The sequence below is a fragment of the Bradyrhizobium sp. BRP22 genome, from assembly GCF_020194175.1.
Lineage (GTDB): Bacteria > Pseudomonadota > Alphaproteobacteria > Rhizobiales > Xanthobacteraceae > Bradyrhizobium.
The window spans coordinates 150,014-164,561 of sequence record NZ_JADYVX010000012.1 but is presented as its reverse complement, the minus strand read 5'-3'; the positions used below and the strand labels follow the sequence as shown (position 1 = coordinate 164,561).

Below are 14,548 nucleotides of genomic sequence, written 5' to 3'. Positions count from 1 at the left end.
GCGACAGAGGCCGGATGAAACAATTGAAAACCGCCTTCGGCGTCGTGTTGCTGCTGATCCTGGTCAGCAACATCTGGACGATCTCGAAATGGAACGAAAGCCGCGGCGTCTATGATGACATCTGCTATCTCCGCCAGGCGCACCTGTTCCAGCGGTTCGGTGCAAGCGGGCTGGACACGAATGTCACCAGGGATGACGACCGTTACATGCCGCGAAAGCTGCAGGAGATCCATTTCCCGGATCCGGGTGATCCGGCGCGTTGGCCGTGCCATACCTTCACGGCGGCGCTGAACAAGGTCGTGCTGCAATATCCGCCGGGTACCGGCTTCGTGCTCGCGCTGTTTCCGGCAGGCTTCCAGGTGATCTCGCTCTATGTCACGGCGTCGATCGCGATTTTCGGCTTTGGGCTGCTCGCACTGGCGCGCGCTACCACGCGCTCCTCGGTCGCGCTCGCCGGCGTGTTCGGCATCGTGGCGCTCTACATGATGATCAATCCGTCCAAGGCAAGCTATTCGGTGGCGCCGACCATGGTCGTCTGCGCACTGGCCGGATTTCTCACCGTGCGGCTGTTTGCGAGTGCCGGCGCGCATCGCATCCTGCTCGCCGCGATGGTCGGCTTGTTGATCGGCGTCTCCGTGAATTTGCGTCTGCCAAACCTGTTTCTGTCAGCGGGTTATGCCGCGTTCTTCCTCATCGCCTTCCTGCGCGCACGGAATATGGGGACGTTCTGGCAGGGGCTCGCGTTCGGCATCGCGTTCCTGATCGGCATGGCACCGACATTGATCGCGAATGCGATCAATGCGGGAAGCCCGTTCTCGACCACCTATGCGGGTATCGACGCGGTACCGCCGGAATTGGACGCGTCCGTCCTGCTGCAGTATATGCGGGACGGACAATTCCCGCTGCTGCTGATCGCGATCGCCTGGGTAGCGGCGCTGTGGCGGTCCGGCGGGCACGTGGCGACTAGACAGGTCGTTGCCGTGGTCGCACTCAACCTCGTCATCAATCTCATTTTCTTCATGACCCATCCCGTCTTCACGCCCTATTACGTGATCCCGATCATCATGCAGTCATTGTGGACGCTGTTGTTCGCCACCTTGGATCATTGGGCGCCGAAGCTCGCGGACGAGTTTGGCTTGCCACAAAAAGCGAGTGCCTGATGGCGAGCGAGGACGTCACGGCTCGGTCGGCGACGGTGGCGATGACGGCTTCCGCATTGCGCGTCGCGGTACTTGTGCCGTGCTTCAACGAGGAAGCGGCGATCGGCACCGTGGTTGCAGATTTCCGCAAGGCACTGCCGCAGGCGCAGATCTTCGTCTACGACAACAACTCGCGTGACCGCACCGCCGAGATCGCGCGTGCCGCGGGTGCAGAGGTTCGCAGCGAGCGGCGGCAGGGCAAGGGACATGTGGTGCGCCGAATGTTCGCCGACGTCGACGCGGACATCTATGTCCTGGTCGATGGCGATGCGACCTACGACGCGCCGAGCGCCCCGCGCATGATCGAAGCGCTGGTGAACGATCATCTCGACATGGTGGTCGGCGTCCGGATCGATCAATCCGTGGCCGCCTACAGAAGGGGCCACCGCACCGGCAACCGGATGTTGACCGGCTTCCTCTCCGCCGTGTTCGGCCACGCGTTTCGCGACATGCTGTCCGGTTACCGGGTGTTCTCGCGCCGCTTCATCAAATCTTTTCCGGTGCTGTCGGACGGCTTCGAGATCGAGACCGAACTCAGCGTCCATGCGCTGGAATTGGCGCTGCCGGTCGGCGAGATCGCGACGCCCTATTATGCCCGGCCGGAGGGATCGGTCAGCAAGCTCAACACCTGGCGCGACGGCTTTCGGATTCTTGGAACTATCCTGAGGCTCTATCGCTCGGAGAAGCCGCTGCGGTTCTTCACCAGCATCGGGGTGGCTCTCGCGCTGATCTCGATCGTGCTGGCGATCCCGATCGTCATCACCTTCATCGAGGAGGGTGTCGTGCCGCGGCTGCCGACCGCGGTGCTGTCGACCGGCCTGATGATCGTGGCGATGCTGTCGGTCTCGTCGGGAGTGGTGCTTGATACGGTGACGCGTGGTCGCCGCGAGATGAAACTGCTTGCCTACCTGTCCCAGCCGGCCATCAACAAGAAATGACGCGGGCGATGGACCGCGCCCGATCCAGGTGCTATCCCGCGCTTCACCATGAGTGATTTGTCCCTGACCATCCTGCCGGAAACGCCGAACGACGCTCAGGCGATCGAGCGCCTGCACGAACGCACATTCGGGCCGGGCCGGTTCGTGCTCAGCGCCTATCGGCTGCGCGAGCATGTCGACCATTTGCTCGACCTGTCCTTTACGGCGCGCATCGGCACGCTCCTGGTCGGTTCGGTCAGGCAATTGCCGGTCATGATTGGCGATACGCCAGCGTTGATGCTGGGCCCGCTGACGGTGGAGCCGCCGTTCCGCGGCCGCGGCGTCGGCCGCGCGCTGCTCGACCGCGCGCTTTCCGATGCCAAGGCCAAAGGGCACCGTCTCGTCATTCTCGTCGGCGACGAGCCCTACTATCGTCGCGTAGGCTTCAAGGTGATCCCGAAGGGCAGGGCGACCATGCCCGGTCCGGTCGACTACGACCGCCTGCTGGTAGCCGAACTGGTGGAAGGCGCCTTCGCCGACGTCTCCGGACCGATCGGCCCCGATTGGAGCAAGGCGCGGTAGAATCCCGGGTCTTCAATTTTCGGCCGATTTCCCCATCAGCACTGCCTCAAATCAGGGGCTGGAGGTGGAGCGACCGCCGCTGACTTGCTGCCCACGGCGTTGGTGATCTCAGGCCGGTGCGGTCATCACCCACCTGGGTGAGGCGACAAACGTCAAGTCGATTTATTGTCACAGTACTTGCTCAGAATGATCGGTCGAATGGCCCTGCGGGCAGGGGGAGCGGGTGAACATCTCAATTGAGCAGACCGAGAAGGTTCTCGATCTCATCTACGATGCCGCGGCCGAGAACGACCTCTGGCGCGATGTGCTCACCGCCGTCGCCGATCTGACCCACAGCCAGGGTGGCATCCTCTTCGGGCAATCGTTCACTGCGCAGAAGATCTATTTCGATTTCAACGGCCGCCTGGATGAAGAATGCAACCGCGTCTATCAGGAGCGGCACATGCGCAATCCGTGGTCGGAGGGAATGGAACGCCAGCCGGTTGGGCGCCTGGTCATGTCGGATGAACTCATTGATCTCCCGGCCTTGCGCCTCACTCCCTTCTACGACGAAGTGCTGCGGCCGCAGACCATCGCCCATAACGGCATGATGGCGCTGGCGGCGAAGGAGGATTTTCGCGCTGCCTTCAACCTGTGCCGGAGCGAAAGGCGGGGCGCGTTCGAACGCGACGAGCAGCGGTTCCTGGAATGGTTGGCGCCGCATCTGTGCCGCTCGGTCACGCTTGGCTTCAGGATTGACGGCTATCTGGCTATGCAGAACGCGGCTTTCGACGTCCTGGAACGGCTTGCGGACGGCGTCATCGTGCTGGATCGACGTGCGCGGCTGGTATTCGCCAACGCAGCCGCGCGGCGCCTCGAGGCGGAAGGCCTCTTGCGGCTCCGGCAGCCGATCGCTACCTGCTCGCCGCCGCATTCGCAGCGCCTGACCGACCTGGTCAGGTCGGCGCTGCAGGGAGCGGCCGGCGGCACCATGGGCCTGCCACGCAGCGTCGACGGGCGACTCCTGACCATCCTCGTCGCCTCGATCCGCAGCAAGGACATCGGTCGGCTCTCGGACGCCGGCATGAAGGATCCCGCAGTGCTTCTCTTCGTCGTCGATCCCGCCAACCGGCGATCGATCCCGCTGACCCAGATCATGGATGCATACGGATTGACGCAGGCGGAAGCGCGGGTGGCGCTGGCGGCGTCGTCCGGCAACACCATCGTCGAAACCGCGCAGTTGTTGAAGCTTTCGCCGAACACGATCAAGACGCATCTGCGGCGCGTGTTCGCGAAAACCGCGACCGGCCGGCAGGTCGAACTCGCCGGCCTGATCACTGCCGTCGGCAGCCTGCACATCGGACGCGAGGATGGCGAGCAGTGAGCGGTCACCCGATCGGATGATGACTGCGCGCGCCAATCTCCTATTCTAGCTCTGCAAACATCTCGGCCGTCTTCAAGACGACCGGTCGATCGGAATGACGGAGGTCTACCGTGCCTTGGGTGGATTTGGCCGGATATATTGCATGTTCATTGGTGTTTCTGACGTTCTACATGAAAGGCATGATTCCGCTGCGGCTGGTAGCGCTCTGCAGCAATTTCGCTTTCCTCGTCTATGCTTTCGCCCTTCATCTCATCCCAATCATGATCCTGCACGGGGCGCTGATCCCAGTTAACGTCATTCGCCTCATCGCTGCCTTGCGCGAGAACAGCGCAAGGCTTGCCAGTTTCGGTGTCAGTACCACGGCCCGGCACCGCGCCTTTTGATTACCAAGTCATATTGCATCCGTTGTTTCCCCTCTTCCGCAAGGCGGAAGAGGGGAAAAGAACCGGCTCAAAACTTCAGGTTCGCAAAGGCCCTTACGCCAATGCCGGGCAGCAGCACCTGGTCCTTGGTGTAGGAGACGGAGTTGCGGATGTTCTCGTTGAGCAGGTTGTTGCCGACGAGGCCGATGGTCATCTCGCGCGCGCCGAACCAGGACGGATCGAGCGCGGTCTTGTAGCTGACCTCCGCCCTTAGCAGGTTGTAGCCAGCAGTCGGCGTCTCGGCAATTGGAGCGACGTCGTTCTGCGCAAATGCGTGCAGCAGGTTGATGCGCGTGAACCAGTTGGTGTCGCGCCAATAGACGCCGCCGCCGACGCGCATCGGAGGAATGCGGGGCACGTTGGTGCCGTCACTGAAGGTAGCGCGGACAATGTCGAACTGATTCTCAATGCCCCAGATGCCGCCATTGAGTGGTCCGATATCAAGCTGGCTCTGGAATTCGCCGCCGCGGAAGGTGGCGTTCTGCTGCGAATAGACCGCCTGGTTCAATTCGCCGTCGGGCGCGCCGCAGGAATTGAAGTCCTCATCACACATCACGCCGGTGAGCCGGCGATAGATGAAGTTGTCGAAACGGGTGTAGTAGGCGGTCGCCTCGAAGCGGAACGGTCCGGTCGCCTTACGAAGGCCGATCTCGACCGATTTCGCGGTCTCGATCGTCAGGTTGGGATTGCCGATGTCGAAAGTGGCGGTCGCGTCATGCGGGCCGCGCGAGAACAGCTCCGCCGGTTTCGGCGCGCGCTCGACATATTGCGCGGTGATGCTGCCGACGAGGTCGTAGGGCAGGTCCTGGATCAAGCCGATGCTGCCGCTCTTCGGCGTAAAGGACGGATTGCGCGCGGTGCTGAACTGCGGATTTCCGTCTGGCAGGAAGTCGGCCGGAAAATCGGGTGTCGAGCCGTGCAGCTCGACATGCTCGATACGGCCGGCGATCTGGGCCTTGGTCGTCTCGGAGAACTTGAACTCGTTGAAGACGTAGCCGGCGACGCGGTTGTTGTTGTTCGGATTCCACAGGCCGTTGAACAGCGAACCGGGATCGTCCGGACTTGGAGCGGTCAATTCCTGGTGGCCGCCCTGAACACCGAACGCCGTGGTCACCTCGGCAAAGCGCGCGTTGAACGGCATCAACTGCACTTCGACGCGGGCTTCCTGCTCCTTGTTGGTGAAGGTCTGGCGTACGCCGTCGCTGAACGGATTGGCTGGATCGGCCAGCCCAAGCTCGTTGTGTCTGTAGTCGGTCGCGCCGGCCCAGAGACGGATTGCGTCAATGGCCGCCGCATCCGGCCGGTATTCGCCCTTTATGGTGATCTTTGTCTGATGTGCGTCGATCCGGGTCTGATGGTCAGCGCCGTCGATGCCGGGGATGTGATAAAGTGAATCATTCTGGGTGATTGCAGCACCGATAAAGCCGCCATTGAAGATGTACGAGCCGCCGATCGAGGCACCATCCGCTTGCGCCGCCGAGTTCGGCTGGCGGTAGTTCACCGGCCTCGATGTGTCGAACAGGTAGGGATAGCTCGGGATGTCGTAATCGCCGGACTTGCGACCAAAGGCGTCGGCGTGAAACGCGAAATTGCCTGCGCCGGTATCGAGCAGGATGCCGCCGTCGACGCCACGATCGGCGGAGTTCACGGAGGTTCGCGTCTCGACGTTCACGCAAGGTGACGAAGGCGCGCCAGCTAGCGGCGCTTTCGCCGGCAGGCCGTAGGTTTGGAACGGTGGCGCCGCGCATGAGGGAAGGGCGTCCGGAATGCGGTTGTTGGTCGCACTCACGACGCCACCAATCGAAGTCGAACCGTAACGCAGCGCTGCCGGCCCGCGAATGACCTCGACTTGGTTGGTGGCAAGCGGATCGACTGGGACGAAATGGTCCTCGCCGAGATCCGAGGCGCCGCCTGCGTTGTTGCCGTTCTCGATTATTCCGACACGATTGACGTCGAGCCCGCGGATGATCGGACGGCTGGAGGCGCCGGGCGCGAAGCTCGAACCAGTGATGCCGGGTTTGGAAAACAGGAGATCGCCGAGCTGGGCGGTGCCCTCTCGGCGAATTTCCTCGTTCGGCACCACGGTGACGGTGGCGAACTGGTCGGTCACGATTGGCAGCACCCCTTGCTGCGGCGCCGGCGGAGCTGCCGGCGCGGGCTGCGGCTGCTGTGCCACGCGCTCGCGGTTGCGGCCGGGCGCGCTGCGCGCGGCGCGAACGGGAGCGCGTGCCGGAGCAACGGTTCGGTGGCGCCGCACGATCGGGCTCGGTGCGGTGACATTGATGTCCGGCAGTTGTGTTGCGGGCGCTGATGCCGGTGCATCCTGGGCGATCGCGCCGCTACTGAACGCGCATAGGACTAGCCAGCTTGCTCCACCGATGTGGAACGCTCGTTTTCTCTTGAATCCCATTTTCCTGATCCTGATGCCGTCGGGCCAAGCCGACGGACCGATTGTGATGTCCTTCGCATCTCGCTTGATCGGCGGGCGTGCGAAGGTAGCTCGGTTAATCGTTCAGGAGAGGGGTGGGGCGCGCGACTGGAACGCCCGATGGGTGGCGCCGAGATGTGCGAAGCCGGCTTCGGTGGTGAGCTGGAGAAGTTCGACCGCCTGCGGCAACAACAGCACAGGCGGCGTGGCGAAGAGCATGCCGTGCGCCATCGCGATGACGGCGCAGATGGCGCAGTCGTCGGCGGGCTGCGGATGGTGATCCTGCTGCGGAAGCTGCTGCTTGTGCGCGGTCGGGCTCGTCGCATCCTTGGCTACGAGATCTGCAGCACGAAGGAAGTCGGTCTGCGATGTCGCGGTCTGAAGTGCGGGAGCGGCCTGTGCCGGATGGAAATGGCCGAACGACAGCACAAACTGGACGACGAGCGCGAACAGCGCCAGCCGCGCGCCAAGTTTGACGTGTTTTCGAATCCACTTCACAAGTATACGCCCACCCCCGGACGGTTACCCCAACCGTTCCGATGTTACATTATAACATCGGAAGGAGATGGCGGTGTCAACCGCGGTGCGGCGACCATCGAGCGATCCGTGCCGTCTGTGTGATTGTTGCAACGACGGCGAGGTGACAGACGCTCATGGTGAGGAGCGCGTCTTCGCGCGTCGCGAACCATGACGCCCCAATCTCCCCCGGGGGCCATCCCTCGAGACGCCGCTTCGCGGCTCCTCGGGATGAGGGGGAGGCCGTGGCCGGTTTCGTTTACCGTCCCTCGCGGAGCCAGGTGGCGGCGAAGGCGCCCAGCAGTAGCAACAGGCCGATGAGCCCTGCGAACATCGGCAGCACGCCGACGCCCTTGACGACGCTGGCGTCGCGCATCCTGACGCCCATCCAGCCTTCGCCGCGGAATACGCTGGACGCACGGACCGGCACGATGCGGGGCATATCGAGGCTGGTGCCGTCGACCACGCGGCGGGCGTCGCCGCCGGTCGCCTGCGCCAGCGGCTTCAGCATCTCGGTCGTGGAGGTCACTTCCGAAAATTCCTTCGGGTTGGTCGGGCCGACATTGACCAGCGCCTTCAGCGTGCCGTCGGTCGCCTGCCACAGGCCGAGCTCGTTGGCGGGAAGCGTCGCACGCCATTCGCCCGGCTCGCCCGGGGTCAGCGTCATCTCGCGCGTGGCGCCGCTTGGCGAGGTCACGGTGACCGGCGGGACGCTGTCGCCCATGGTCTGGCGGACCACGGCGAGATCGTGACCCTGGATCTGAAGCCGCAGCGCCTCCTCGTCCAGGTCGGGCTGCTTCATTAGCCAGTGCGACATCCGCCTAAGCAGATCGAGATGCGGACCGCCGCCTTCATAGCCGCGCGCCCACAGCCAGATGTGGTCGGAGAGGAGGAGCGCGACACGGCCTTCACCGAAGCGCGAGAGCAGCAGCAGCGGCTTGCCGTCGGCGCCGGTCATGACCGAATGGCCGACGGCATTGCGCGTGTCGACGGTGCGGAAGAAGCGGCTCCAATGCGGCGGCTCGCTATTGGAGCCTTCCAGCCCGCGTGTCACCGGGTGGCGCTTTCCGGCGTCGGAAAGATGGGCATAGAACGGCTTCTCGGTGACGCCGACAGGTTCGGCCGGGAGCACCGAGTCGAGCGGCGTGCGCCAGATGCTGGTCGTCGAGGCATAGTCGGGCCCGGCGGAGACCAGCACCGCGCCGCCGGAACGGACATAGCGCGCGATATTGTCGAAATAGGCGATCGGCAGCACGCCCTGGCGGGCGTAGCGGTCGAAGATGATCAACTGGAATTCGTTGATCTTCTGCTGGAACAATTCGCGGGTCGGAAACGCGATCAGCGACAATTCATTGATCGGCGTGCCGTCCTGCTTCTCCGGCGGACGCAAAATGGTGAAATGCACCAGGTCGACGCTGGCGTCGGACTTCAGCAGGTTGCGCCAGGTGCGCTCGCCGGAATGCGGCTCGCCGGAGACGAGCAGCACGCGCAGCTTGTCGCGCACGCCATCGATCGCGACCACGGCGCGGTTGTTGACCTGCGTCAGCTCGTTGTCGAGCGGCGACGCCTCGATCTCGACGATGTTCGGACCGGCATGCTTGATGTCGATATCGACATTGGCGGTCTGGCCGCTTTGCAGCGTGCGCTCATTGATGACCTCGCCGTCGCGACGCACGGTGATCCTGGCGCTCTGGCCGGTTACACCCTGATCGTCGAGCCGGTAGGTGATGGTCTGGCTCTGGCCGACGATGCCGAAGCGCGGCGCGGCCGAAATGGCGATACGCCGGTCGCGCTCGTCCTTGCGTCCGGTGATCAGCGCGTGCACCGGGGCCTGGAAGCCGAGGGCGGCTGCGTTGGCGGGAATATCGTGCACGCGGCCGTCGGTGATCAGGAAGGCGCCGGCGACACGGTCGACCGGAACGTCAGACAATGCGGAGGACAATGCGCCGAACAGTTTGGTGCCGTCGGTCTCGCCATCGGCCTGGCCGGCGTCGACGACGCGCACTTCCAGGCCCTTGATCTTCTTCAGACTGTCGACCAGCGCCTCCTGCGCCTTCGCCGTCTCCTGGTTGCGCGTGCCAAAGTTCTGGCTCGGGCTCTTGTCGATCACGACGGCGGCGACCGAGGAGAGCGGCTCGCGGTCCTCGCGGGTGAAGGAGGGGTTGGCGAGCGCCAGCAGCACCAGCGCCAGCGCCGCGACGCGGATCCATGCGCCGCGCGAGCGTGACAACAGCAGCAGCGCCGCTATGACGATGATCGCCGCAAGCCCGAGCCATAGCACGAGCGAGGGCACCAGCGGCGTGAAGGCAATGCCATAATTCATGTCATTGTCCCAGCCGTTCGATCAGGGCCGGCGCGTGCACCTGGTCGGCCTTGTAGTTGCCCGTCAGCGTGTACATCACGATGTTGACGCCGGCGCGGAAAGCAAATTCGCGCTGGCGCGGCTCGCCGGGGGTGAGCGGCAGCATCGGCTGGCCATCGGGCCGGATCGCCCAGGCGCCGGCCAGATCGTTGGAGGTGATGATGATAGGCGAGACGCCGTCCCCGCCGCGCGCCGGGCGTTGCGCGGCCTCGTCATCGTCTTCGCGCGGCAGCGTCTCGACCCAGGTCTGGCCCGAGCTGAAGCGGCCGGGGAAGTCGCGCAGGAGGTAGAACGTCTTGGTCAGCACGTGTTCGCGCGGCACCGGCTCGAGCTCGGGCACGTCGAGCGAGGACAGGATCTCGCGCAGCGCCTGCATGCCCGGCGTCTGCGAGGCGCCGTTGTCGCCGGGCCCGGCCTCGATGGCGTCGCGGGTGTCGAACAGCACGGTGCCGCCCTGCTTCATATAGGCGTCGATCTTGTTGATGGCGTCCTGCGGCGGCTTCGGCGCGCCGGGCACGATCGGCCAGTAGATCAGCGGGAAGAAGGCGAGTTCGTCGCGTGCGGGGTCGACGCCGACGGGATCGCCGGCCTCGAGCGCCGTGCGTTGCGCCAGGAACAGCGTCAGTCCGGACATGCCGGCTTTCACGATCGAATCGACGTCGGCATTGCCGGTGACGACATAAGCGAGCCGCGTCTGCGAGACCGCCTTGATCGCGAAGTCGTCGCTGTTCTCGGCGCGCGTGACCGAGGGCGCCATCGATGCCAGCAGGAAGGCGAGCGCCAGCGCGGCCGGCGCGGCGCGCCGTCGCCACAGCGCGGCAAGTCCCGCACCGAGCATGGCGACCACGATCGCATCGAGCAGGAACAGGCCGAGTGCCGACGACAGCAGGATGCCGCGGAGGTCGCGCGGTTCGGCATTGGTGTAGCTCGCCCGTCGCGCGCGTAGCGCCGACGTATCGAGCGGAGCGATGCGGTCGGCGGTCGCCAGCGTGTTGACGGCGATCGGCGAGTCGGCCGGGCCGTAGAAGCCGGGCGGATGATCCGGCGTCGCGCGGTCACGATAGTCGGCCGGCATCGGCTTGGCGGTCGACGGCGGCGGGCCGAACGCGCCGAAGCCATCCAGCGTGCGCAGCGGCGCCACGGTCTCGGCCTTGGCTTCGCCGGCAACGCCCGCGCCAGGCGTCGAGGTGTAGCCGGACATGTCGACCAGCCGCCGCAGCATCTCGACGAAGGTGCCGGACATCGGCAGGTCCGACCAGCGCGAGTCAGCACCGACATGGAACAGGCTGACCACGCCCTTGCCGCGATGCTCGCCGGTGACCAGCGGCGTGCCGTCTTCCAGCGATGCCCAGCTCTTGGTGGCGAGCACGGCATCCGGCTCGGCCAGCACCTGCCGGCTGACGGTGATGTCCTTGGGCACCGCAAGGCCAGCGAACGGGCCGTCGGCGGTGAACGTGGCCAGATGCTGCGGCTTCTCCCAGGTCAGGCTGCCGCCGAGGGTGCGGCCGCCGCGGCGCAGCTTCACCGGCACCAGATCGTCATCGGCTTGCGCCAGCCGCGGGCCGGCGAAGCGCACCAGCACGCCGCCCTGGTCGATCCAGGCATTGAGCCGCTCGCGGATTTCCGGCGACAGCGTGCCGACATCGGCCATCACGATCATCGGCAGCCGCTGGTCGAGGAACTGGGCGATCGCCTGCTGCGGCGCGCCGCGGTCGCCAAGACGCACATCCGCGAACGGCGACAGCGCGCGGGACAGATAGAAGGTCGAGGCGAGCAGCGGCTGCGCGGTGTCGCTGGTCGCACCGGAGACGATGCCGACCGCGCGGCGTCGCCACCTCTTGTCGAGGAGCTGCACCGCGCCGGCGGAACGCTCGCCCGCGATTTCCAGCCGCGCGATGTCGTTGCGCAATTCGACCGGAAGATCGAACGCCGCTTCGGTCTCGCGATCCTGCGGGGCGAAGGTGTAGCGCGCCTCGCCGATCGGCGAGCCCTTGGCATCCAGCGCCCGCACCGTGCCCGAGGTGATGCCGGTCTCGGTGCGCAGCACTTTCACGGTCATCTTGGCCGCGGCATTCTCGGCGGCAACGAGGGCCTGCGCCGACGGCGCGCCGCCTTCGTAGATCGTCAGGGTGCGGTTCTCGATCAGCTTGCCGAGGCCTTCGGTGAATTCCGCGCCGCGCCCGGTGTCGACACCATCGGACAGCCAGGCGATCTCGCAATCGCCGGTGGCCTTCAGGAACCTGCCGATGACGGCCAGCGTGTCGACGCGGTCAATCGAATAAGGCTTTGGCGCGAACTGCCGCAGCGCGACGCGCGCGTTGCCGGCGGGCATCAGCGTGATGTCGCGCGCCGGTTCTGATAGCGGCACCAGCGCCACGCCGCGGCGGTCATTGTCCGCATTGGCGATCAACTCGTCGGCGGCCCTGACCCGCGCGTCCCAGCTCGAGGCCGAGCTCCAGCCGTCGTCGAGCAGGATCAAGAGCGGCGCCTTGGAGGACGCAAGCCCGGTCTGCGGATTCCAGATCGGCCCGGCCGCGGCGAAGATGACGAGCGCGGCGGCGAGCAGGCGCAGCAGCGTCAGCCACCATGGCGTGCGCGAGGGCGTCTCCTCTTTGGGCTGGATGTCGAACAGCAATCTGGTCGGCGGAAATTCGATGCGCCTTGGACGCGGCGGCATCACGCGCAGCAGCCACCACAGCGCCGGCAGGCTCAACAGGCCCAGCAGCAGCATCGGTTCGGCGAACGACAGCGGCAGGCCTGCGATCATGCGCCGAGCCCCACTTTGACGGTGGACCGTACACTCGCCTTGCTCACCGTCATGCCGTTGTGCAGGAACAATAACAGCTCCGCTGCGGAGCGGCTGGTGGTGTGGGTCGAGAACAACCAGTCGAGCCGGTTGGTCTCGGCGCGGATCTCGTCGCGATGCAGTGCGACGCGCGCGACATAGTCGCCGGCCCAGCTCTCGGCGCGGCCAGCGGTGATCATGGTGCCCGCTTCCGGCTCGACGAATTCGACGCGGCCGGAATAGGGGAAGGTCTCCTCGGCGGGATCGACGATCTGGATCACCGTGCCGTGCGCGCCGGAGGCCGACAGCCCGGCGAGCGTGGCTCGGATCTCCGACATCGGCGACCAGAGGTCCGACAGCACCACGATCTCGGAAAGCGCCGACGGCACGAAGGACGGCGGCAGGCTGGCGCGGGTCACATCATCGTGCAGCATCGCCTGCGCCATCTTGTCGATCACGCTGCGGCTCGCGGTCGGGCTCATCAATCCGGGAATGCCGACGCGTTCGCCACCGGCGACCAACAATTCGGCCAGCGCAAAGGCGACGATCAAGCCGCGCTCGAGCTTCGAATCGCGCGCCTGCTTGGATGCGAACGCCATCGAAGGCGAGCGGTCGGGCCAGATCCAGACGGTGTGCGCCGCCTCCCATTCCTGCTCGCGGACATAGAGATGGTCGTCGCGCGCCGAGCGCCGCCAGTCGACGTTCTGCGACGGCTCGCCGGAGACGAAGCGGCGATATTGCCAGAAGCTTTCGCCGGCGCCGGCGCGGCGGCGGCCGTGCAAACCGTGGATGACGTTGTTGGCGATGCGGCGGGCCTCGAGCACCAGGCGCGGCAGCGATGCGGCGAGCGATCGGCTTTCGCCATCGGCACGTCGTATCGCGACAATCTCCCCGTCCAGGCGCTTGTTGTCTGCGGCCATCAAGCGATCCGCGTCTTCAATTGCCGGATCACGTCCGGAATGGTGCGGCCCTCCGCGCGCGCGGTGAAGGTCAGCGCCATGCGGTGCTTGAGCACGGGTTCCGCGAGATCGAGCACGTCGTCGATCGACGGCGCGAGCCGTCCGTCGAGCAGGGCGCGGGCGCGGACCGCGAGCATCAAGGCCTGGCTGGCGCGCGGGCCAGGTCCCCAGGCGATCAGCTTCTCGCCTTCCGGATTGGGCCGCGCGGCCCGAACCAGCGACAGAATGGCGTCGACCACGGAATCGCCGACCGGCAAGCGCCGCACCAGCCGCTGTGCGCTGAGCAGAAGTTCCGAGTTCATCGCGGCCTTCGCCAGCGTCTCTTCGGCGCCGGTGGTCTCGAACAGGATGCGACGTTCGGCCTCACGGTCGGGATAGTCGACATCGATCTCCATCAGGAAGCGGTCGAGCTGCGCTTCGGGCAGCGGATAGGTGCCTTCCTGTTCCAGCGGGTTCTGCGTCGCCAGCACATGGAACGGCTTGGGAAGATCATGGCGGGCGCCCGCAACCGTGATGTGCTGCTCCTGCATGGCTTGCAACAGCGCCGATTGGGTGCGCGGGCTGGCGCGGTTGATCTCGTCGGCCATCAGGAGCTGTGCGAATACCGGACCTGCAATAAAGCGGAATGAGCGCTTGCCGGTGCTGCTCTCGTCCAGCACCTCGGCACCAAGGATGTCCGACGGCATCAGGTCGGGGGTGAACTGGATGCGCTTGGTGTCGAGACCGAGCGTGATGCCGAGCGTCTCCACGAGCTTGGTCTTGGCGAGGCCGGGAACCCCGATCAGCAGCGCATGTCCGCCGGACAGAATCGTCACCAGGGTGTTCTCGATGACCCGGTCCTGGCCAAAAATAACGGTGGAAATCGCCTCTTTTGCCGTGCGGATCTGGCCGGCAACCTGTTCGGCCGAGCGGACGATCACGTCTTCCAGTTTTTCGACACTGTCTGCACCAGCCATTCCGTGCTCCTTATCGACGACGCAACCTCGCATCGTCATGCCATGGGCCTAAGCTAAGC

Annotated in this window: 11 protein-coding genes; 5 read left to right on the top strand and 6 right to left on the bottom strand. The window is 65.3% G+C overall.

What is annotated here, in order from left to right; translation table 11 throughout:
• Positions 1–14 precede the first annotated feature (14 nt).
• The 5 genes from I6F35_RS17965 to I6F35_RS17945 all read left to right on the top strand — a co-directional run bounded on the left by I6F35_RS17965 (position 15) and on the right by I6F35_RS17945 (position 4,444).
• Positions 15–1,160, top strand: coding sequence for a hypothetical protein (locus tag I6F35_RS17965; RefSeq protein ID WP_225119019.1), 1,146 nt, complete (start codon positions 15–17; stop codon positions 1,158–1,160).
• Between the two features lie 41 nt (positions 1,161–1,201).
• Entirely contained in the window at positions 1,202–2,137 is a 936-nt protein-coding gene (locus tag I6F35_RS17960; protein ID WP_225119049.1) for a glycosyltransferase family 2 protein, read from the top strand.
• Positions 2,138–2,185: 48 nt separating this feature from the next.
• Complete coding sequence (locus tag I6F35_RS17955; RefSeq protein ID WP_225119018.1) at positions 2,186–2,698, top strand: N-acetyltransferase; 513 nt, start codon at positions 2,186–2,188, stop codon at positions 2,696–2,698.
• A gap of 223 nt (positions 2,699–2,921) precedes the next feature.
• The gene (locus I6F35_RS17950; RefSeq protein WP_225119017.1) at positions 2,922–4,061 is read left to right on the top strand and encodes a hypothetical protein; all 1,140 of its coding nucleotides are present in this window, start codon (positions 2,922–2,924) and stop codon (positions 4,059–4,061) included.
• Positions 4,062–4,171: 110 nt separating this feature from the next.
• Complete coding sequence (locus I6F35_RS17945; protein ID WP_225119016.1) at positions 4,172–4,444, top strand: hypothetical protein; 273 nt, start codon at positions 4,172–4,174, stop codon at positions 4,442–4,444.
• Positions 4,445–4,511: 67 nt separating this feature from the next.
• On the opposite strand, the gene I6F35_RS17940 is transcribed toward I6F35_RS17945, so the two are convergent.
• The 6 genes from I6F35_RS17940 to I6F35_RS17915 all read right to left on the bottom strand — a co-directional run bounded on the left by I6F35_RS17940 (position 4,512) and on the right by I6F35_RS17915 (position 14,489).
• Entirely contained in the window at positions 4,512–6,893 is a 2,382-nt protein-coding gene (locus I6F35_RS17940) for a TonB-dependent receptor (RefSeq protein WP_225119015.1), read from the bottom strand.
• A gap of 102 nt (positions 6,894–6,995) precedes the next feature.
• A complete protein-coding gene (locus tag I6F35_RS17935) occupies positions 6,996–7,409 on the bottom strand; it encodes a DUF2946 family protein (RefSeq protein WP_225119014.1) in 414 nt (137 codons plus the stop codon).
• 277 nt (positions 7,410–7,686) lie between these two features.
• Entirely contained in the window at positions 7,687–9,750 is a 2,064-nt protein-coding gene (locus I6F35_RS17930; RefSeq protein ID WP_225119013.1) for a hypothetical protein, read from the bottom strand.
• Between the two features lies 1 nt (position 9,751).
• Positions 9,752–12,553 carry a DUF4159 domain-containing protein gene (locus tag I6F35_RS17925; RefSeq protein WP_225119048.1) on the bottom strand — a complete coding sequence of 934 codons (2,802 nt, stop codon included), beginning with the start codon at positions 12,551–12,553 and terminating at the stop codon, positions 9,752–9,754.
• A complete protein-coding gene (locus I6F35_RS17920) occupies positions 12,553–13,494 on the bottom strand; it encodes a DUF58 domain-containing protein (RefSeq protein ID WP_225119012.1) in 942 nt (313 codons plus the stop codon). Before I6F35_RS17920 ends, I6F35_RS17925 begins: the two co-directional genes overlap by 1 nt.
• The gene (locus I6F35_RS17915) at positions 13,494–14,489 is read right to left on the bottom strand and encodes a MoxR family ATPase (protein ID WP_225119011.1); all 996 of its coding nucleotides are present in this window, start codon (positions 14,487–14,489) and stop codon (positions 13,494–13,496) included. The genes I6F35_RS17920 and I6F35_RS17915 overlap by 1 nt, the downstream gene beginning before the upstream one ends.
• Between the last annotated feature and the right edge of the window lie 59 nt (positions 14,490–14,548).

Coding starts and splice junctions, on each gene's coding strand:
- I6F35_RS17920 (WP_225119012.1), bottom strand. CDS start 13,494: ATGGCCGCAGACAACAAGCGCCTGGACGGGGAGATTGTCGCGATACGA.
- I6F35_RS17930 (WP_225119013.1), bottom strand. CDS start 9,750: ATGAATTATGGCATTGCCTTCACGCCGCTGGTGCCCTCGCTCGTGCTA.
- I6F35_RS17915 (WP_225119011.1), bottom strand. CDS start 14,489: ATGGCTGGTGCAGACAGTGTCGAAAAACTGGAAGACGTGATCGTCCGC.
- I6F35_RS17965 (WP_225119019.1), top strand. CDS start 15: ATGAAACAATTGAAAACCGCCTTCGGCGTCGTGTTGCTGCTGATCCTG.
- I6F35_RS17955 (WP_225119018.1), top strand. CDS start 2,186: ATGAGTGATTTGTCCCTGACCATCCTGCCGGAAACGCCGAACGACGCT.
- I6F35_RS17960 (WP_225119049.1), top strand. CDS start 1,202: ATGACGGCTTCCGCATTGCGCGTCGCGGTACTTGTGCCGTGCTTCAAC.
- I6F35_RS17940 (WP_225119015.1), bottom strand. CDS start 6,893: ATGGGATTCAAGAGAAAACGAGCGTTCCACATCGGTGGAGCAAGCTGG.